This window comes from Streptomyces sp. HSS9-12 (genome assembly GCF_054963655.1).
The window spans coordinates 1-19,632 of record NZ_JBUEGC010000056.1 but is presented as its reverse complement, the minus strand read 5'-3'; the positions used below and the strand labels follow the sequence as shown (position 1 = coordinate 19,632).

At 69.1% G+C, this 19,632-nt stretch carries 14 protein-coding genes and 2 pseudogenes; 10 read left to right on the top strand and 6 right to left on the bottom strand.

Going from position 1 to position 19,632, the window contains the following annotated elements:
* The first annotated feature begins 86 nt into the window (after positions 1-86).
* The 6 genes from ACY34J_RS24605 to ACY34J_RS24580 all read left to right on the top strand — a co-directional run bounded on the left by ACY34J_RS24605 (position 87) and on the right by ACY34J_RS24580 (position 14,013).
* Positions 87-6,980, top strand: coding sequence for a toxin glutamine deamidase domain-containing protein (locus tag ACY34J_RS24605; protein WP_462728809.1), 6,894 nt, complete (start codon positions 87-89; stop codon positions 6,978-6,980).
* Between the two features lie 36 nt (positions 6,981-7,016).
* Complete coding sequence (locus ACY34J_RS24600) at positions 7,017-9,194, top strand: SUKH-4 family immunity protein (protein ID WP_462728793.1); 2,178 nt, start codon at positions 7,017-7,019, stop codon at positions 9,192-9,194.
* Positions 9,195-9,294: 100 nt separating this feature from the next.
* A complete protein-coding gene (locus ACY34J_RS24595; protein WP_462728792.1) occupies positions 9,295-9,603 on the top strand; it encodes a hypothetical protein in 309 nt (102 codons plus the stop codon).
* A 191-nt stretch (positions 9,604-9,794) separates the two neighbouring features.
* Positions 9,795-10,133 (top strand): hypothetical protein, encoded by a 339-nt coding sequence (locus ACY34J_RS24590; RefSeq protein WP_462728791.1) that lies wholly within the window; start codon positions 9,795-9,797, stop codon positions 10,131-10,133.
* Positions 10,134-10,574: 441 nt separating this feature from the next.
* Positions 10,575-12,590, top strand: coding sequence for an ATP-binding protein (locus ACY34J_RS24585; RefSeq protein ID WP_462728790.1), 2,016 nt, complete (start codon positions 10,575-10,577; stop codon positions 12,588-12,590).
* A gap of 49 nt (positions 12,591-12,639) precedes the next feature.
* Entirely contained in the window at positions 12,640-14,013 is a 1,374-nt protein-coding gene (locus ACY34J_RS24580) for an SUKH-4 family immunity protein (protein WP_462728789.1), read from the top strand.
* Between the two features lie 31 nt (positions 14,014-14,044).
* Here the strand turns inward: ACY34J_RS24580 and ACY34J_RS24575 are convergent, their stop codons facing one another.
* The 3 genes from ACY34J_RS24575 to ACY34J_RS24565 form a co-directional block, all read right to left on the bottom strand.
* Positions 14,045-14,398, bottom strand: coding sequence for a hypothetical protein (locus tag ACY34J_RS24575; protein WP_462728788.1), 354 nt, complete (start codon positions 14,396-14,398; stop codon positions 14,045-14,047).
* Positions 14,399-14,521: 123 nt separating this feature from the next.
* The gene (locus ACY34J_RS24570) at positions 14,522-14,947 is read right to left on the bottom strand and encodes a hypothetical protein (RefSeq protein ID WP_462728787.1); all 426 of its coding nucleotides are present in this window, start codon (positions 14,945-14,947) and stop codon (positions 14,522-14,524) included.
* A gap of 77 nt (positions 14,948-15,024) precedes the next feature.
* Positions 15,025-15,330: an ArsR/SmtB family transcription factor gene (locus tag ACY34J_RS24565; protein ID WP_462728786.1), complete on the bottom strand. Its 306-nt coding sequence runs from the start codon at positions 15,328-15,330 to the stop codon at positions 15,025-15,027.
* On the opposite strand from ACY34J_RS24565, the pseudogene ACY34J_RS24560 reads away from it, so the two are divergent.
* From ACY34J_RS24560 to ACY34J_RS24550, 3 genes and pseudogenes are all read left to right on the top strand, one after another.
* Positions 15,307-15,687 (top strand): annotated as a pseudogene (locus ACY34J_RS24560) (peptidoglycan recognition protein family protein); the annotation flags it as partial. The gene ACY34J_RS24565 and the pseudogene ACY34J_RS24560 sit on opposite strands and share 24 nt — an antisense overlap.
* Positions 15,688-15,773: 86 nt before the next feature.
* Positions 15,774-16,442 (top strand): hypothetical protein, encoded by a 669-nt coding sequence (locus ACY34J_RS24555; protein ID WP_462728785.1) that lies wholly within the window; start codon positions 15,774-15,776, stop codon positions 16,440-16,442.
* Positions 16,443-16,915: 473 nt separating this feature from the next.
* The gene (locus ACY34J_RS24550; RefSeq protein WP_462728784.1) at positions 16,916-17,503 is read left to right on the top strand and encodes a hypothetical protein; all 588 of its coding nucleotides are present in this window, start codon (positions 16,916-16,918) and stop codon (positions 17,501-17,503) included.
* Here ACY34J_RS24550 and ACY34J_RS24545 read toward each other — a convergent pair.
* Together ACY34J_RS24545 and ACY34J_RS24540 are read right to left on the bottom strand one after the other, a co-directional pair.
* Positions 17,436-18,110, bottom strand: a complete 675-nt coding sequence (locus tag ACY34J_RS24545; RefSeq protein WP_462728783.1) for a hypothetical protein — start codon at positions 18,108-18,110, stop codon at positions 17,436-17,438. The genes ACY34J_RS24550 and ACY34J_RS24545 overlap by 68 nt on opposite strands.
* A gap of 152 nt (positions 18,111-18,262) precedes the next feature.
* Positions 18,263-18,580 (bottom strand): type VII secretion target, encoded by a 318-nt coding sequence (locus ACY34J_RS24540; RefSeq protein ID WP_462728782.1) that lies wholly within the window; start codon positions 18,578-18,580, stop codon positions 18,263-18,265.
* Positions 18,581-18,782: 202 nt separating this feature from the next.
* On the opposite strand from ACY34J_RS24540, the gene ACY34J_RS24535 reads away from it, so the two are divergent.
* Complete coding sequence (locus ACY34J_RS24535) at positions 18,783-19,058, top strand: hypothetical protein (RefSeq protein ID WP_462728781.1); 276 nt, start codon at positions 18,783-18,785, stop codon at positions 19,056-19,058.
* A 371-nt stretch (positions 19,059-19,429) separates the two neighbouring features.
* On the opposite strand, the pseudogene ACY34J_RS24530 reads toward ACY34J_RS24535, so the two are convergent.
* Positions 19,430-19,632, bottom strand: a pseudogene (locus ACY34J_RS24530) (hypothetical protein); the annotation flags it as partial.

Sequence of the window (19,632 nt, the reverse complement as noted above, 5' to 3'; positions counted from 1 at the left end):
ACAGCCCTGCCAGGGCCCAGAACACCGCACCAACACCGCACTGCACCGCAGGCGCTCAATTACGGGGGATAACGACCGTGTCGCTGATGCTGCCGGACTCGCTCGAGTGGGTCCTGGAGATGCTCGGCTTCAACTGGCCGACTGCGGACGAGGACAAGCTGATCGAGTGCGCCCAGGTGTGGCGGCAGTTCGCGGCAGATGTCGAAGAGCTCCAAGCAGAGGGCACCACCTACGCGGGCAACGTGCTCGGGGAGAACTACGGCGACTCCATCGACGGCTTTCGCGAGACGTGGGAGAAGTTCTCCGGGAGCGGCTCGGGTTACCTCGACGACGCCCGCAGCGCGGCCGAGCTGATCGCCATGACCCTGGAGGCCGCCGCGGCCCTGGTCATCGGCATGAAAGTCGCGGTCATAGCCCAACTGATCATTCTGGCCATTGAAATAGCCGCGGCTCAGGCCTCCGCGGTCTTCACCTTCGGCCTGTCCGAAATCGGCGGGCTGGCCGCCACGGCGCTCACCCGCGAAACCGTGCGCAGGATCCTGAAGGAAGTCGCCCAGCAGCTCCTGCAGGCGATTCTGGAGACGGCGAAGGAACCGGTGATCTCGGCCCTGGAGGCCATGGTCTCCGACCTCATCGCCCAGACCGTCAACCAGAACTTCGGTGCCCAGAGCGGCTACGATCTCGGCCGCACCGGCAAGGAAGGGCTCGAGGCGGGGAAGGACGCCCTCAAGAACTCCGGCGAGGCCCTCGGCGAAGGGCTGCGCGACGGCGTCGGCCACCGAGCCGGCCACCGCGCCCGCCACGGCCTGGACTCCGCGGCCGGGCACCACAGCGGCAGCGAAGGAGGCGACGGCGGGCACAGCGACTCCGGCTCGGACTCCGGGGACGGCAGCAGCTCGTCCTCGGACCCCTCTTCCTCCAGCTCCTCGTCGGACGGCTCCTCGTCCTCCAGCTCCTCGTCCTCCAGCTCCTCGTCGGACAGCTCCTCGTCGGACAGCTTCAGCAGCTCTTCCTCGGGCTCCAGCAGCGACGGCTCTTCCTCCAACTCGTCGTCCGGCAGCACCACCACGAGCAGCAGCAACGGCACTGGCGACAGCTCGGACAGCTCATCGGGCGGCCGCCGGGCACCGGACCCGGCTGACAGCTCGTCGCCGTCGAGCGCATCGGGTCATACGCAGGACTCGTCGTCCGGCACTCCGGGCGGGCCTTCGCACGCGCCACGGCCCACCGACACGACCGGGCAGGACTACGAAGACAATCCCTTCGACTACCCGCGCGACCGCGGGGAGGGCCGGCCCCCGTCCGGTGAGAACATCCCGGACCACAACGAGCCCACCGCGGCGGACAACGACCGGCCGCGCTCCGGCGAAACGATCCCGGACGACATCCAGCCCCCCACCGCCGACGACCGGCCGCGTCCTGGCGAGACCATCCCCGACGACATCGAACCGCCCACCCGAGACGACGGCCGGGGTGCGCCGGCGGCGGATGCTCCGCCTGCGCGCTCGGATGCCGACTCCCCCACGACGGCCGATCCACGCGTCGCGCCCGATCACACCACACCTCAGGCACCCTCGCCGACACCCGCCGACTCTCCGTCGACGCACACCGACGACAACAACGGCGATAGCTCCAACGGCAACAGCGGTATCGGCACCCGCCCGACCATGCCCCACGGCGCCATGCCGCACGCGGCTGCCCCGGGCCAGTCCTCGTCTGCCACGCACCAGGCGCAGCACACCCCGTACCACACCCCCACCCCGGATGACGACGCCATCCACCTCGAAGGCGGCGCCACGGTCGCTCCGCCCCGGCCGACCACCGCTGCCCCGACGGACCCAACCGCCCATAACCCATCCCCCACCACCCCGCAGAACGCCGGACCCATACCGCCCGCGCCTGCCCACATCCCGTACCAGTCGCAGCCGACGGCAACTCCACCCTCGGCAGTCCACCCACGCCAGAACACCCCCACCACTCCGAACTCCCCGCGGCAGTCCGCCCCGTCCACCGACCACCGGACGAATACGCCGCCGCAGCGGGACCCCTCGGCCAGGCCGCGACCGTCCGCCGACCGCCCCGGCGGACAGCGCCCGGCCGGACACCGCCCGCAGCAGCCTGCGAGCCCCACCCAGCCGCACAGCGAGCACGCGCGCCCGGGCGACAACGCCGCCGATCACAACCGGCCGCCCGCCAACGACAACACCCACGACAACTCCGGGCAGCCCACCTCGCCCCAGCACGGCACGCCGACGCCTCCCGAGCCCGGCGCGGGACAAAGCCTCCACGACATCCGTGCCGGGGTCCAAGGTGGCGTCGGCGGACTACGTCCTCCGTATCCCATCGACCAGCAGCTGCTGGAGAACGCCGTCCCCCGCAACCCCGACGGCACCCCGCAGCGCCACCCCGACCCGTTCCAGGCCTGGAGTCAGCTCCAGAACGACGGCGGGCCCATCGTCCCAGGCCGATCCAACAACTGCGCCGACTGCAGCAGGTCCTTCCTCGAGACCTGGTACGGCAATCCGCAGGTCTCCGCACCCCGCACGTGGGACACCGACGCCAACGGCAACCTCGATCGTCTGTCGCCGGAACGACACGCGAACGACAACATCCAGGCCTGGGCCGGCACGACCTACCGGCACACGCCCAACCGCGACGAGGGCTACGCCAAGATCGCCCAAGAGCTTCTGGCGGCCGGACCCGGATCCGCGGCCGTCATCGTCGTCAAGTGGCCGAACGGCGGTGGCCACGCATTCAACGCCGTCAACCACAACGGGCAAGTGGTGTGGGTGGACAGCCAGAGTGGCCAGGTCAGCCACCAGCCCATCCACCCGCAAGCCACGGGCGTGTGGCATTTGACCCTCGACGGGAACCGCAACCCCGTCGCCCCCACGACCACACCCACGGCGACAGCCCAACACCCGCAGCAAGCGACTCAGCAGGCCCAGCCGCAGAACCAGGCCCAACAGCAGAACGCCTACGCGCCACAGCAGCAGCAGGCTCCGCAGAGCCACCCCTATGCGGCCCCGCAGCACCCGAACGTCCAGCCCAACCCGTACACGGTTCCACAGCAGCACCAGGCGCAGCCGAACAACCCGTACCCGGCCCCGTACAACCAGGCCCAGCAGCAAAACCCATACGCGCCACAACAGCACCAGAACCAGCCACAGAACCCGTACACCCCCCAGCAGCACGCCCAACCCCAAAACCCCCATACCCAGCAAAACCCCTACCCGACGCCGCAGCACCAGCCCCAGGCCAACAATCCCTATGCGGCCCCGCAGCACCCGAACGTCCAGCCCAACCCGTACGCGGCCCCGCAGAACCAGGCGCAGCCGAACAACCCGTACCCGGCCCCGTACAACCAGGCCCAGCAGCAAAACCCATACGCGCCACAACAGCACCAGAACCAGCCACAGAACCCGTACACCCCCCAGCAGCACGCCCAGCCCCAGACCCCCCACACCCAGCAAAACGCGTACGCCGCGCCGCACAACCAGCCGAACCAGCCGCTGCCCAACAACCCTTACGCGGCTCCGCACAACCAAGGCCAGCCCAACAGCCCGTACCCGAACCTGTACGGGCCCTCCGGCACGCTCCCGACCAACCCTGGCCCCGCCGGGACTCCGGATGGCAACACTGCCGAGCACGGGGCACCACGTCCGCGGCAGCAGGAGCGCCCCGCGGACCCCTCCCAGCAGCAGCAACCGGCGGACCCTCAGTCGCAGGCCACTCCGCACCAGGCGCAGCCTTCGGCGCCTGTCGCCCCGGCAGACCAGGCGCGCCAGAACACCCCGACCAGCCCAAGCGTTCCCCGGCAAACCGCCCCCTCAGCGGAGCCGCGTGCGGCGACGCCGTCGCGTCAGGAGCCCGCATCCCAGCCGCGGCCGTCCACCGACCGTCCGGCCGGCACGCCCACCACTGCTGAGGACTCCCGCACTGCCAGGCCGGAGGAGAGTGCCGAGAATCGCGTCTCCTGGCGCCCGGGCATGCCCGCGTCCGAGGACCACGCGCTTCAGCAGGACTCCGGTGAGCCCCAGCCAGGGCAGGACCAGGAGAACACCGACAGCGCGGACAACGCCGTCACCGAGCCGGACACGCAGCACGCGGACGACGCCTCGGACAGCTCGGACGACACGTCCGCCGAGGACCACTCGGCCCTGCCCGACAGCTACGCGGACTACCAGCCCCGCCACCAGGACATCCGCGACGAACTGGCGGACGGCAACGGCGGCCTCCTCACGCCGGATCCCGCTGACCAGCATGCCCTCGAGGATGCTGTCCCCCTCGACGAGGACGGCAACTACCAGCGATTCCCCGACCCGTTCGACACCTGGGCACAGCTGCAGAACGACGGCGGCATCTCCGAACCCGGCAGGGCCGACAACTGCGCCGACTGCAGCAGGTCGTTCCTGGAGACGTGGTACGGCAATCCGCAGGTTTCCGCGCCGCGCATGAACGACGGTGAGTTCGGCGAACGGGACGGCGTCGACAACATCGAGCGGTACACGGGCGCCTGGTTCGAGCAGGCGGGCGACGGCCCTGACGCGTACGCACACGTCGCCGAGGACCTCGCCAACGCCGGACACGGTGCCGCGGCCATCGTGTACGTGGGCTGGGTGGACGAGAACGGCGATGACGCCGGAGCTCACGTCTTCAATGCCGTCAACCACAACGGCACGGTCGTATGGGTCGACACCCAGTCCGGCGAGGTCAGCGACCAACCCATCAACACCGAGGGTGCCGGACCGATCTACTACATCGCCCTGGACGCCGACGCCAATCCGCTCCACCCGGTCAGCGACCCGGAAGCGGAGGCCCCGGAAGACGACCACGAGCCCGCTGAGAATCCGCCCGCCTCAGACTCCGACGCCGTTGACGGCACGCAGCCGGCCGGGCAGGACCAGAGCGCCGATCCGGCTGGGCACAAAGCGCCCGGTGATTCGGACCACGCCCTGCCAGGCACGGACGGTCGCCCGGACTCGCCCGCCCACACAGACGCGGACGCAAACCGGGATGCCGAACCACACCGGGACACGGACGCGCGCAAGCCGCAGGATCCGGACACGTTCACCGACCGCAACGCAGCCACCGCGGACCCGGCCACAGAGCGGGACGACAACCAGCACGACCAGGACCAGCAGCAGACCCACGAGCACGAGCCCAGCCAGGACGAGCACGAGACTCCCAAGCCCGCTTCCGAAACCCGTCCCCCCACCGATCCGGGCGGCATCCTCGACCCTCATCCCGACCACCAGCAGGACGTCGAGAACAGCGTGCCGCGTAACCCGGACGGCACGCCTCAACAGCACCCTGACCCCACCATCGGCAACTGGGTCGACTCCATCAACCAGCCCGGCCCCGATGCGCCCGGCCGGAACAACAACTGCGTCGACGCAGCCCTCTCCGCCGTTGACACCTACTCCGGCAACCCGACGGCAGCCGGGTCCCGTACGCCTGATCTCAACCCGGACGGCACACCCTCCGACCGAGGCGAGACCGGCGGCCGCGACCGGATAGAGAGGACCCTCGGCGCCCGCTTCAACGACTACGGCGACGGCCGCGACGCCTTCAACCGCGTCGAGGACACCCTCCGCAACGCCGGTCACGGCTCCCAGGCCGTCATCATCACCCAGGACGCCAACGGCCGCGCTCACGCATGGAACGCCGTGAACCACAACGGCCGGATCACCTACATCGACGCCCAAACCGGCCAACGCAGCAACAAGCCCCTGCACAACGGCGACCACGGCGTCTTCGCCATCCCCCTCGACCCCAGCCGCCGCCCGATGGACGGCGCGCCCAAACCGGGCACGGACAAGCCTGCGGCCATCAGCCAGCCCCCGCGGGAGACCAGCCCCTTCACTCCCCCACGACGGGGCCCCGCCACCGATCCCGCCGGCAGCCAGCAGGCCGACCGCCGACCGCATGGTGATCCGGCGGGAGCCCCGGGAGATGCCCCTCAGCCTCAAGGCGAAGGGGAAGCCCACGACGCGACGCATGACGGAATGCCGCCGGACAGGTCGCAGTCGAACGTACGGAAAAGCAACCCGGTCTTCCGCGTCGAGCATGACGAGGTGGACACACGGCTGCGCGGATGGGCCCAAAACGGAAGCCTCGCGCGGGTACTGCAAGTGGCGGCGGGAGACGCACCGAACACCGACACCCATGCTCATCGGCCAAGGACCTTCACCGCGGACCAGCTGGCCCGAGCCCTGCCAGGCTTCGACCAGTTGGACAGGGGTGAACGTATGGCTGTGATCGCGATGCTCGGGCGTATGAGTCACACCTTCCACCAGGAATACGGTATCAATTCACATCCGGTTGCGACGGATGACCATTCCCGTGGTGGCCGCCTGCACGAGCGAAGGGGTACGAAGGATCTTTCGTCGCTCCTCAACGACGTACTGAATCCATCTCCCAATATCGAAAAGCACACGCCGGACCTGGCAGCCCGTAACTACGCGGTCCTTGAAGTCGAAGGACCCGACGGCGTCGAGTACATCGTGGACTCCTCGTATCCCGCTCCGGCCGGCGAGCCCGGAAAACACTCCGAACAGGCGCTGGTCGATTGGTTGCGTGATGCCAACGCTGCCCAACCGGCCGACAAGCAGTACAAACCACAAGGGCTGTATACAGAACGCGAGCCCTGTGGTGACAAGAAGGGCGGTCGAGGAAGAAACAATTGCTCGAACCTCATCCGCAGGGAGTTGAAAGGCATTCCCGTCTACTACAGCACGACCTACCGGGCAGATATGGATGCAGTCCGGGAGAGGAACAAGATTGGGAACGCTCTGCGGCGGGAAAAGCGGCAAGAGTTGGGGGTTATGAAGCTGCCGGAGGAAGTACTGCAGCAGATTCGGGACGAAATAGCCGCCCGAGTACCGGAAACCGCATACGAAGCCGAGCGGGAACGGCAGATCCAGGCGCGTATATCCTTCGCGGAAGACCTGTGGCGCATCGTCGCCCCGCAGGTATAGCCGGAACATCCGCAAGCTGGGATACGGAAGGACCCCATGGATCTCCCCGAGTCCGCGTACGAGAGGGTGGGCGCAGAGGCGGCCGCTGCGCGACTGGTGGCGTGGTGGCGCGAGGACGACAGCCGCCGGGTGGCCGAGGTCGCCGGAGCGCCCGGGTCCGGTCGCAGCCGCGTTCTGCTCCGCGTAGCCGAGACGTTGCCTGATGCGGTGACGGTCGATGCCTCAGGCCTCAGCGCGGAAGCTGTCCTGCAGCGCGTGCTCGCCGCCGCCGGAGTGCCGGAAGTCCGGCGGCGTCGGGCGAACTGGGGGCCGGCCCTTGAGCGTTCCGGGCTGAGCCGCAGACCGCTGATCATTCTCAACGCACACCGCGCGGGTGGTACCCGGCGGTCGATACAGCCAAAGCGAGTGGTCCGCATGCTCGCGGACCAGCTCGCCAGGCAGGGGCGGCTCAGGGTCATCGTCGAGGCCGACACCGAGGAGCGGCGCCAGCGGGATCGTCTGAGGCTCCTTGTGTCGCCCCCGAGCGAGACGGACCGCCGGGAGTCACCCACACCTCAGGAGACGGCCATCCGTGCCCTGGCACTCGCAGAGCCGCGCCAGGTGCCCCTCGCCGTATGGCGGGAATTGATCCGTGCCACAGGCGGGCCGGATCTGACCGAGGACAGCCTGGCCGAGATGGCACGTGAGTCGTCAGATGTGCTCACCTTCGACGGCGATGCCGTCCGCTTCGCCGAAGAGCGGGTGGCCGAGCGGTTGCGCGAGGAGTACGAACCGGCTGTGGCCCGCGCGGCACACGACCGCCTTGTGACCTGGCTGCTGACTGCCGCGGACGCCTGGACGCACCCGGCCGGCTGGGCCGCCTCAGGGGCGGTCGGCTGGTACGCCGCGCACGGCCTGCCGATGCACGCCGTGCAGGCGGGGCGCTTCGACGCCATACAGCGAGATGGCCGCATTGTGGCGCACCTTGACCAGGTGGCGTTCCTGGACGCGGCCAACTGTCACTACCGCGAGGCAGTGCTGGCCATGGAGACGGAGACATCATCGGGAGATGCCGCGAACCTCTGGCTCAGCGGTGTCGACTCCCTACCCCAGAGCGAATGGGCCTCCTGGCTCCACCTGATGAGCACCGCACGCGGCGACCTGGAACTGACTGAGGGCATCGAGCGCTCTGGTATCGCCCTGCCCTGGCGCACACGCTGGTCACGGTGGCGGCCGCCTGGCGGCGCCCGGGCCGCGTATCTCCAGCCGGGTTCGGTTCGAACGGTCCAGACCATCCCGTGGACCGGCCGCACCGCTGTCGCCGGCCAGGGGTCATGGGACCCGCGATTCCACGTCTGGGACGTCGACACCGGGGAGCTGCTCGCCGGCCCATGGACCGGGGGCGTGCCCGAACCTGGCCAGGCCGAGCCGCGCTGGCCGGCGGGCACCGAGACGGGCGCCACCCAGCCCTGGGTGCAATTGACCATCTATGGCGATACGGAACCGCAACTGCTGACAGATTCCGTACGCGTCGGCGACGCAGTCGTCCAGGCCGGAGTCGGCGGACTCTTCGCGGTGGAACCCACCGATCCATCGAAATTCAGCGGGCTCAGTCCGGTCCACGGCGAGCCGTTGCTCGCCGACTTCGGGATGGCAGTCGACACGACACCAGAGTCATGGGACACGGCGGACCCAGCCATCCTCGCCGAGGTCTTCGGTCCGGAGACCGTGCGGCGCGTACCCGAGTCGGCTCTGCCCGATGGGCTGCGGGACGAGGACGCCCGCCGGGTTCTGTCCGAGGTCGGCCTGCCGGCATTCACCGGAGCGGAGATGTCACTGGTCGCCGCCGACCGGCACGATTGGGCCGAGCAATCATTCGACGACGTCTGGGGCAAGGCCGACGAGGACATCGTTCCCGAATCCGCAGGTGAGGGTCCCTACTACCGGCTCGGCATCTGGATGGGGGGCTCGATCGTCCTCGACGGCGAGGAGGGCGCGGTGTACCGGTCACCCGCCGATGAGTACGACGACCACGATCCACTGATCGCGAGCAGCCTCGGCATGTTCGTCGCCATGCTCCAGGGTTATGTTTTGCGCCGCTGTCTGCTCACCATGGCCTCCAGCCGCGGCGAACGCGAGGAACTCCGGGAACAGATCGAGGGCGCGCTCGACTGGATCGACGAGGAGGGGGCTGCGTCCAGCGCTTGGACGAGTGTTCTCTACGACACCGACTGAGCGATGGGCACGGAGTTTCCGGTCCCCAAGGGCATGGGCCCTCTGCCGTACTCGTTGAGCACCCCCGAGCGACGTAAGCACGAACCCAGGAGAAGAGAAGTTGACAAGCCCCACAGGTAGCAATGCGCCGGTTCCCAGCAACGCGGAGGAGGCGCTGGAGATTGGCCGTACTCAATTCCCGCAGGTCTGGCCGAATGGCACACCCGTCACTCTTCATGTCCACGAGTTCGATATCGGCTATCTCGTGTATGCCTCCATCCCCGAGCCGACTGATCCGGCCCTTCCTCCGGAACCCGGCGGCAGCAACATCGTGATCTCCAAGATCAACGGCGACATCACCGATGTGCCCAACTACCCGGCGGAGCAGGCCATCGAGGTCTACCGCAGGTACTACCGCCCAAGCGTGTAGCTCATCCGCGACCCCGCGCTCAGAGGACCTGCGACCGGCGGCCAGCCGCGCCAGTGGATGCGCCGGCACACGGTCGCACGGTTGCGGGATCTCACGGTACGCAGCGGCGAAGGGCCTCTTGCCTCTCCGCCCGCCGGCTCACGGCAACGCCCTACGATCACGCAGACGGCCCATAGACCTGGAGCAGACCCATGACGCCGCACTCAGACGCCTCGGAAGGCCGTCGGCCCATTCCCACGAACGCTGAGGAAGCCCTCGAGATCGCCCGAACCCAGTTCGCGCCCCGCTGGCCGGACGGCTCTCCCGCGCCACTGAAGGTGCGTGAATTCGACATCGGGTACCTCGTGTACGCCACCTATCCCCGGCCCACACCCCGCCGGCCCACGGACCGTCCCCGGCCGGCCACCAACCCGGGGGGTACCTGCGTCGTGGTCTCCAAAGAGAACGGCGAGATCAGCACCCTTCCCCACCGCCCGCCCGAGGCCGCCATCGCGCTCTACCGCAAGGTCTACCGCCCGGACACGCTCTAAAGCACCAATTCCCGACCGCTTCGGTGAGTACTGCGGACCTGCTGGCTCGTGACACGCCGGACCACGCCGTCGTAATAGCCCGCCGACACCAGTGCTCCTCAGCCGCAAGGCGGCAGCCATCTCGTGGTCTCCAAGACGACAGGGCAAGCTCGGTTACGTTCCCCAACCTCCCCTCGGAGGCCGGGATCCCCTTCTACCGCAAGCACTACGGTCCTGCGGGCGTAGAGACCAATCTGACAACTCAGCGTCACGGACGACTGTACGAGCCGGCTCTGACAACAACGGCCCGCGGCTGCGTCAACGCCAGCCGCAGGAACCGGAATCGGAGACTCAGCTCGATCAGTGGCCCGGCCCCCCGAGCGGTTCGCCGAACCCCCGGTGAACATAAGATCAGGGGTGATATGCGCTGACGTCCGCAAGGGCAGGAGGACAGGGGGCTCCATGACCGGTTCGACCGACGGCTACGCGCCGCACCCCCACATCGGCGGCCGCACCGCCGCACTGCGGGCGCTCGCCGCGTGGCGGATGGACTGGCCCGGCGCGCCGCGCGTCGTCGTGCTCACCGGAAGTCCGGGCAGCGGGTGTTCGCGACTGCTGACGGGGTTCCTGATGCTGTGCGACCCCGAGTTCCGCGACGAGTTGCCGCTGGACGAGCTGGACCCGGCGACCGTACCGCCCGAGCTGCCCACACCCGCCGTGCCCAGCCCGGCGGGGCTGACGGCGGGGCAGGTGCTGTGGACTCTTGCCGATCACTACGGCCTGCGGGCCAAGCGCACCGAGGATGTGTACGCCGAACTCGCCGCGCTCGACGAGCCGGTGAGCATCGTCGTACCCGACGTCGACCGGGCCGGGCCCGTGCGAGCCGCGGGGGAGCCGGCGCGTCTGGTGCGGGAGGTCCTCACGCGCCTGGCCGCCGTCAAGAATGTTCACCTCCTCGCCGAGGTACCGCGTCCGCTCGCCGCGGAGCTGGTCGACGGCCTGCCGCCCGGCGTGGGGCAGATCATCGACCTCGACGAGCCGCAGTGGGCCGACCCCGAAGGGCTGGCACTGCACGCCGCCGCGGCGCTCGACCCGCGGTTCGGGGCGCCGGAGCTGCCGTTCACCACTGACCCCGACGCCCGCCGCGCCCTCGCCGAGGCGATCGCGCGCCGCGCGGGAAGCGGGAGCGGCGGCAGCCGGCTGACCGTACAGCTCGCCGCCGAGTGCATCCTGATGAGCCCCGAGGGCTTCGATCCGGCGGACGAAAGCCGGCTGCCCAGGAGCGTCGGCGAAGCGGTCGACCTGCACGCCCGGCGCCTGGGCTCCGACCCGCAGACGCTGCGGCTGATGCTCGCGCCCATCGCACTCGCGGAGGGCGACGGGCTTCCGGTTCGGCTGTGGAGCCGGCTGGCGAGCGCCGTCGCCGGGCAGGACATGAGTGAGGCCATCGCGCGCGGCATGCTGCTCGCCGGACCGTTCGTCCAGTCTGTAGAGCCGGAGGAGGACGAAGCGGGCGGCACGTCGCAGGACGACAGCGGCCGTACGCTGCTGCGTCTGCTGCACCCGGCGCTCAGCGAGGAGATCCGCGCCGGCCTGCCGGACGTACGCGCCGCCCAGACGCAGATCGCGATGGCGCTGCTCGAGGCCGTCCCCGCCCAGGACTGGGGCAAGGCCGACCCCTACGTGCGCGACCACATCGCCGGACACACCCTCGACGCCGGTCTGCTCCCCCAACTCCTCACCGACCCGGGCCTGTTCGCGCACGCCGACCCGGTGTCGCTGCGGGCAGCGGTGGAGGCGGTGCCGGTGGAGTCCCTGGGGGCACCTGCCCGTACGTATCTGCGCACCGCTCCGCTGCTCACCCGTACCCAGGTGCCCGTGAGGATGCGCGCCGCCCTGCTGGAGACGGCGTTCATCGAGGACGGCATGCCCGACCACGCCGCGGCGCTGCACCGGCTCGGGCTGGAGCTGCCCTGGCGCACCCTGTGGAGCCTGCCGCTCCCGGGTATCAGCGCTGTGACCGTCGGCAGTCTGCGGCAGCAGGCCGCCGAGCCGCAGCCCGCTCCGGATGGCGGCGCGCAGGCGCACCCGGAACCGGCCCGGGAGACCGCGGCCACGTTGCCCGTCGCCGCCCTCGTCGTCCCGGAGGGCACCCCCGGCGCCCGCCCGATCGGGGAGGCGGGCGGGTCCTCGGTACTCGTCCACGGCCTTGTACAGCCAGGGCTGCTCGATGCCGACCCGGAGCGCGTCCGGCGGCCCTCGGAGAACGAGCGGGCCGCCGCCCCGCTCGCGCTGAGCCGCGGCGCCGACTACGTACGGGTCTGGGACCGCGCCGCCGAGGAGGTCGTCGCGGCGCTCATCTCCGACACCCCCTTCACCGGCGCCGACCTCTCCCCCGACGGCATCCTCCTTCTCGCCACCGAGCGCGGGGCCAAAGCCCTGCACATCCCGGCGCCCGCCCGAGCGCTAGCCTCGTAATGCGCGTACACCCGCACTTCGCCCTCGACGGCCTCGAAGGAGTCTCCTCGTGATCAGCCAGGCGCAGGCCATCGCCATCGCCGACCGTTGGCTCAACCCGCACGGCGCACAGGCTCCGCAGCGCAAGGTGGCGACATACGAGTTCGACCTCGGCTGGGTGGTGTGGGCCGTACCCCCGCCGCCCGAGCGCGACCCGGTGACCGGGCAGCGGCGGCCGCCCGCCGAGATCGGCAACGCGTGCGGAGTCGTGGACCGCAGCACCGGTGAGCTGAGCGTCTGGCCGTCCGTGCCCGTCGACGAGGTTGTACGGATGTACCAGCAGAAGCACGGTGGCGGTGCCTCATCGGCCGAGCGCCCGGCCGAACAGCGCCCAGCGGCCGAGCGCCCGGCCGAACAGCGCCCCGCGGCCGAGCGCCCGGTGACCGGCCCGGGCAACACCGCGGTCTTCACCTACGTGGACCCGTCCAACGGCGAGGAGACCACCCTGTTCCGCAACTCGGGCCCGGGCCTCCCGCCCGCCGAGTACCAGGTGTGGGCCGAACTGCAGCGCATGAACGTACCCGCCGGCAACGTCGTCGCCATCCACACCGATCTGCGCCCCAGCCCGCTCCCCGGCGGCTACACCAGCGAGGTCCTCAGCGCGTTCCCCAACGCCGAGGCGTCCTGCACGCAGAACTACGGCGTCCGGCCCGAGGAGCGCGACGAGGGCATCGCGGGGCTCCTCCAGCACGTCGAGCTCATGCATCAGATCGCCGGCCAGCAGCCGCCGCCCCGCCCGCACCGAGTGCCGGTGCCGACGAATGTGACGCCCGCCGAGCCGATGCGCGATGTGGCGCTGGGCCAGCACCTCGTGGAGGTCTTCGGGGCGAACGGCGTGCGGCGCGCCGACGCGGACGACATCGCCCACAGCCAGCTGCCCGAGGCCGCGAAGTCGGCCCTCACCTGGGCCGGGCTGCCGGCCGACCTGCCGTTCTTCTTCACCGCCGACCGGCCCGACGCTCCCCCGGCCGGCGGCATGTTCACCGATGTCGCGACGCACATGCGCGAGCGCGGAACCGAGGCTACGCAAGGCGCTCTCGAGACCCTCGCGGGCTTCGTCCGCATCGGCTCGGACGGAGTGTGCGCGACATCTGTGCAGTGCCGCGAGGTCGAGCACATGCACAGCGGCGTCGGCGCGGTCTGGGCCGTCAACCCGACCAGCGCGGCCGGCCGGTACGTCAACGCGTCGGTGGCCGCGTTCGCCCGCTCCCTCGCGCTGCTGGCCACCACCCGGCAGCGGATGCCGGGCCTGGACCCGGTGGCGGCTGGTGCGGAAGTGGCTGCGCTGCAGGAGCAGTTGGCGGCCATCGACGCCTCGGCGCTGGAGAACCGGAACAACTGGTGGTCCGTGGTGGTCGAGCAGATGTGGCACGGCCTGTTCTGATCTGCTCGCGGCGAATGCTCTGATACGGCCGTCAGTGTTGCATGGTCTCCACCAGGCCGAGGGCCATGAAGCCGACGATCAGCAGGTAGCGGCCGAGCCGGGTCCGGCCGCGGCGGCTCAGTTCTGCCATCGCGCCGCTGAGGACGATGGCTGCCGTGATGATCGCGATGTTCACGGCAGACGCGTGCCCGGCAACTTCCTTGATCAGCTGGGCAATCAGGACGGCCATGAAGAGCAGGCCCGCCAGTACATGGCTGCGCCGGTTCGTCTCCGGGCTCCGGCTCTGCTGACGCAGCAGAGACCGGCGCTCCTGGGGCGTGGAGGTCGCCATCCGGAGGGCGAAGTTCTGCCGGCGCTCGAATTCTTCGTCGTTCGGGGCAGTCACAGGGTCCGAGCGTACCGGCCGGCCCGCGTCGTGGCGCCCGGTCCCGTACGGCGCACACGGGCACCAGCGCGCCCCCGATGCGCCCGGCGCGCGCTGGACTCCGGACGCCCGTACAGCCTTGCCTCAATACGCCCGCAGCAGCTGGTCGGCCAGGGCAACGGCCACGAGCCCGGCCGCCAGCAGCCACATGCCGAGCCGGGTCCGGCCGCGGCGGCTCAGTTCGATGACGGTGCCGCAGAGGATGAGCGCGACCCCGTAGACACCTACGGTCAGCACCGAGCTCGGCCGGCTCAGCCGCACCACCAGAACAATGGCGGCGGCGGCCATGAAGAACGCGGCCACGGCTATGCGGATACGGCGCGCCTGCCGCGGGCTCAGCGGGCGCCGCCCCTGCTCCTCGGACTCGAAATCCTCCTCGAGCTCGTCGTCGAACTCGTCGTCGAACTCGTCGTCGAACTCGTCCTCCGGCTCGAGCTGTTCCTCGGGCTCGGGCTGCTCTTCCGGCTCCGCCTGCTCGCGGTCGAGTTCTTCGTTGCTCGTTGAGTTCATGGACGGAAGCGTAGACGTACGGTGATCAGCCATGTGCCCGCGGTCCGCTTCTGGGTCTTTCCGCAAGCCGGTTCCGGTCAGTCGCCGCGCAACAGGGCGGCCCCCAGCGAGCGCAGCATGTGGTGGACTGCTCCTCCGGTGCGGTGCGAGGTGATCAGTCCGGCTCCCCGCAGGATGGCGGTGTGGTGGGTGACGGTCGCCGGTGAGACGTTCAGCCGCCGCGCCAGCTCCGTCGTCGTGCAGCCGGAGGCGACGACCTCCAGAGCTGCTGCCCGGGTCTGCCCCAGCAGCGCGGCACAGGGGCTCTCCCCGCCGGCCCGTACTTTGGCGCGACTCCGGCCGTCCGCCCAGCCGGGGTTGTGCTCGATGGGATAAACCAGCACCGGGGGCAGGGCCGGGTCCCGGGGGCTGACATCCGCGGTGTGCTGCTGCACCACACCGCGGGTCCCGCAGAGGGCAACTACCCGAGCCTGGCCATTGTGCGCGACGGGGACGCCGGCCTGCCCGGCCCGCGGGCGCAGCTCGGGCTGGCCCGTGACGGCAGCTGGATCGTCATCGCGGCCGGGGAGGCGGGGCATGCGGGCGAGGGCGGACCGTGGCTGAACGTCCCGAAGGACAAGGCCAATCCCTACATGATCGGGGTCGAAGCGGAGTCGGTGGGCACCCGGCGCGACTGGACGCCGGCCCAGATCGACTCGTATCCGCGCGGGGTGGCTGCGCTGCTGCGTCATCTCGGGCTGTCGGCCGACCGGGCGATCGGGCACAAGGAGTGGGCTCCGGGCCGCAAGGGCGACCCCGCCTTCTGGCCGGGGGACATGGTGGGCTCATGGCATACGACCTCGAGGTCGCCAAGACCATTTACCGCGTCGGCCGGGAATTGCGGGTCACGGACAAGGTCATGCTGGCGGCTTTTGAGACCGGCATCGTCGAGTCGGGCATGCGGAACCTGAACTACGGCGACCGCGACTCGCTGGGAGGGTTCCAGCAGCGGCCGTCTGCGGGGTGGGGCTCGCCGGAACAGATCATGAATCCGGACTACGCGGCCCGGAAGTTCTTCGAGCAGGCCATCCCCAACGACCAGAGGAACCCGGGGCAGACGGCAGGACAGCTCGCCCAGAGCGTGCAGAGGTCGGCGTTTCCGGACCGGTACGATCAGCAGGAGGATGAGGCGCGGAAGCTGCTGGCCGAGGCTGCCGGCGCGGTGGATGGCAACCAGCCGCCCGGGCCGGCTCCGGGCTCGGGTCCGCAGCCGAACTTCTCCACCTGGGGCACCCAGGTCCAGGTGCGCAAGGAGCCGAAGCTGAATGCCGAGGTCGTACAGACCTTGAGCGGTCCCACCCCGGTCTTCGTGGAATTCCAGCGCCGGGGCGAGATGGTGCAGGCGGAGGGATTCAGCAATCCCTTCTGGGCCTTCGTCCCCGCCCTGGGCGGATTCATGTCCAACATCTTCATCGACACCCCCGACTCCTTCCTGCCGGGCGTCCCCGAACGGTGAACATCCCTACGCCATTCACCCCGCGCTGAGCCCCGTACCTCCGATGAGGTACGGGCCTCGGCCTACTTACGTACGGGGACGGCGGCCGCTGTCGCGCATCCAGGCCCCTGAGTCGGCGCGTCAAGCACGTTGTGTGCCATGACGTCACCGGGCTGATGAAGAACGAGGTCGCCGATGCCAGGGGCCGGCACCACGGGAGCGCAGCTACAGGCGACCGCGGTGTAGTCCAGGCTTCTGGCGATCTCAGGAGCGCACGGCCGCAATCCGTTTGCGACAGACGAGACCTTTGGAACACATGCCATCGAGCCTGTCCAGCTGGACCTGCGCGGGCTGCATGTTCTGGTGGACTCCCCGGTTTACTTGCGTGGCGCAGAGGACTGCCACACGGTCGTCGCGCCGTTGGGACAGGTAGCGGACGATGTGAAGCGGGCGCGCGAGCTGGTCGACGCGTACGTCATGAGAGGGGCCGGGTAATGATCGAACCAGAGCTGACGCCGCTCGCGCCGACGGCATCACTACCCCGTCCAGGCGTCATGGGTCGCGCTCTCGGGGGCCTGTTCTTCGTTATCGCCCTCGTGATTTTCGGCTTCGGCCTCTACAACGCAGCCCACGCTGCCGGCCTCGCAGGGAAGCACGGCACCTTGACCGTGGAGAGCTGCTGGATCAAGCACGGCAGCAGTCACTCCCGCGACACCACCGAGTGCGGTGGCACTTTCCGCTCCGATGACGGCAAGATCACAGACGACCAGGCGAGCCTTTCGGTCGACCTGAAACCTGGCAGCAAGGTTTCGGTGCAACAGGCTGGCGACTGGTACGTGCGGACTGGCTTCGGCGAGACGACGCGATGGCTTGCGGCGTTCTTCGGCGGTTGGCTTGTAGCGGCGTACGGCATCGCGTTCGCCGTCACAGGGATGTTCCCGCGCAGCGGTACGCACGTGTCCCTGATCACCCGGGCGGTATCGGACACCCGGGTGGGCACAGTGCGGAAGTGGATCATCCGAGGCGGCCTCGCGGGTGCCGCTGTCTGCCTTCTGGTGACGCTGCTGACCTGGCTTCTCTGAGCTGAGTGCTGGCTACACCGCAGGGTTGTCGTAGCTCTTCCCGGGTTCCGGGAAGCTCTTCAGGGCGACACCGAGCCGACCGACCACTGCCCCGGCTGCGGTGGTTCCGACGTCCACAGCTTGCTGCGCGGCGCTGTAGGCCTCGGTGATACGCCCCCACGTTTTGATCATTTTGGCGATTTCGAGCGCCGCCGCCGCATAGCCTACGACCTGTCTCGGCCAGCAGAGTGCCTGCGGTGAGCTCGATCTCCGCAATGATCGCCTCGTCCGCAAGTTGCTCCAGCAGACCCTTGACGACGTCCGCGCCCCTCGCGACGGCCAGGGCCACATCCTTGTAGTAGCCCTGGAGCTCATTCAAGTCTGTTTCAAGTGACTTAATCTTCTGGGCCAGTTCATCGAAGTACACATACGCGGCATCGGCGGCATTGCCGTCCCATGTCGCGTCCAGCTCCCTGTTGCCGGACTGGAGATTCGCGGCTATGTCCTTTGCGAGCTTTCCCGTGTTGGCCATCTCAACGCACTTGACGTAGGATTCCCAGTCGCCGGTGAACCACTCGATAGCCTCTTCCAAGGGGTTCATCCCGAACACGAACTCGATTGTCGCCAACGCTCACTTGCTGGGGCTGAGGAAATCGCTTATGGTGCCAACCGCATCGCCGACAATTCCCTTGGAGAACTCTTCTGGCGTACTGGGGCCTTGAGGTTGTCGACGGGTTCGGCAGTATCCGTGAAACTCATGAGAGCGGGTGCTTTCCGGGGCTAGCGCTTGCTGGGCGGGTAGGTGGCGTCGAGCTTGGACGCCTGGTCACGGTCGGTCGCCTGGTAGTACTCAGCAGACTTCGAGAGTTCCTTCGCGCTGGCCGTGAGGAGAGTGTGAATGCGGGTGAACACGTTCTTCACCTCGTCCATGGCCTGCGAGTGCAATCCGGTCGCCCAGAGAAACAGCCCCTGCCCCGTGACGGCACCCAAGTCTCCGTGTTTGTTGATGTACTCCGTGGCTTGCTGTATGTCGTCGGCCGCACGTCCTACTTGTCGGCTATACCCCTGAAGGTCTTTCGGCCGGACCCCGAACGTCATTCGTCACCCCAATCCCCGTTCCGTAGCAGTCGGCTACTGTAGCCCCACCCCGAAACACCTCGCGAGTGGAGCAGCCCCGAATGCCAGAACGAGAATTCGGAGATGAAGAGTTCCTGGAATCGCCAAGTCCCCCGCACGGGCCGGGCCTTGCGCAAGTCCCTGCAGCGACTGGCCAGTAGTGGGGACGCGAAATGTGCAGGAAATGGCCCGCGAAGTACTTGCCGGGCGGGTCGGGCTGCGCCAGGCCCTGATGACGGGAGCCTACCGGGAGGCGCTGCATGAGAAGGCTGCGGCGGGCATGCGCGCGTATGACGCGATGAGCGCGGAAGAGCGACGCGCCGCGGAAGCCGAAGGTCAGCGCCAACTTGACGCCTACCAGGAAGAGATCGATCAGGAAGAGGCCGAACGGCAGCAAGCGCGCAATAGAGGTAAAGGCGGCGGGCCGGCGCGGCACGAGGGCCGCGGCTGGCACTTGTAAAAGCTGCTCGGTCCAGAGCGAGTGCTCCAGCGCGCCATATCCGCCCGTCCTGCATTACCGGCTTATTCCCAGCCCGCGCCCTCGTCGGCGAGGGCGCGGCGGCGGGAGGGCGCTTCTCCGCAGCCACCGCTGTCGTTCACCTTGACCCCGCCACCAACCCCCCTGTAGCCCCGCCGTCGTCGTCCTCACGACCGAACCACCCATCACGCCAAGAAGCCACCACCAGCGAGCACCACGACGGCGGACCATGGCGATGGCCGGAAGTTGCGGGACCCAGTGGAGCTTCGGCGTTCGCCACAGTGCCTGACTATGCGCAGCAGGGCTGCGGCGACCGCCCCGCGCCAGACGCTTGCCTGGCGGCACAGACGGGATCAGTTTGCCGAGCCGCCACGCATGGCCTTGCGCAGGTCCCTCGTCTGCTGCGCGAGTGCGTCCAGGTCGACGTTCGCAAGCGAGGACGACGTCAGGTCCTCGCCCACCGCGATCACATCGCCGACCGACGTGCTGTCGGCCCACACGCACAGACCTACGTATACGTCATTAGCCTGGCTGATCCCGCAGCGCAGAACAGCTC

Bases quoted from the DNA above. Each gene is read 5' to 3' on its own strand.
- ACY34J_RS24605 (WP_462728809.1), top strand. From the start codon at position 87: ATGCTGCCGGACTCGCTCGAGTGGGTCCTGGAGATGCTCGGCTTCAAC.
- ACY34J_RS24600 (WP_462728793.1), top strand. From the start codon at position 7,017: ATGGATCTCCCCGAGTCCGCGTACGAGAGGGTGGGCGCAGAGGCGGCC.
- ACY34J_RS24590 (WP_462728791.1), top strand. From the start codon at position 9,795: ATGACGCCGCACTCAGACGCCTCGGAAGGCCGTCGGCCCATTCCCACG.
- ACY34J_RS24585 (WP_462728790.1), top strand. From the start codon at position 10,575: ATGACCGGTTCGACCGACGGCTACGCGCCGCACCCCCACATCGGCGGC.
- ACY34J_RS24570 (WP_462728787.1), bottom strand. From the start codon at position 14,947: ATGAACTCAACGAGCAACGAAGAACTCGACCGCGAGCAGGCGGAGCCG.
- ACY34J_RS24555 (WP_462728785.1), top strand. From the start codon at position 15,774: ATGGCATACGACCTCGAGGTCGCCAAGACCATTTACCGCGTCGGCCGG.
- ACY34J_RS24550 (WP_462728784.1), top strand. From the start codon at position 16,916: ATGATCGAACCAGAGCTGACGCCGCTCGCGCCGACGGCATCACTACCC.
- ACY34J_RS24540 (WP_462728782.1), bottom strand. From the start codon at position 18,580: ATGACGTTCGGGGTCCGGCCGAAAGACCTTCAGGGGTATAGCCGACAA.
- ACY34J_RS24535 (WP_462728781.1), top strand. From the start codon at position 18,783: ATGGCCCGCGAAGTACTTGCCGGGCGGGTCGGGCTGCGCCAGGCCCTG.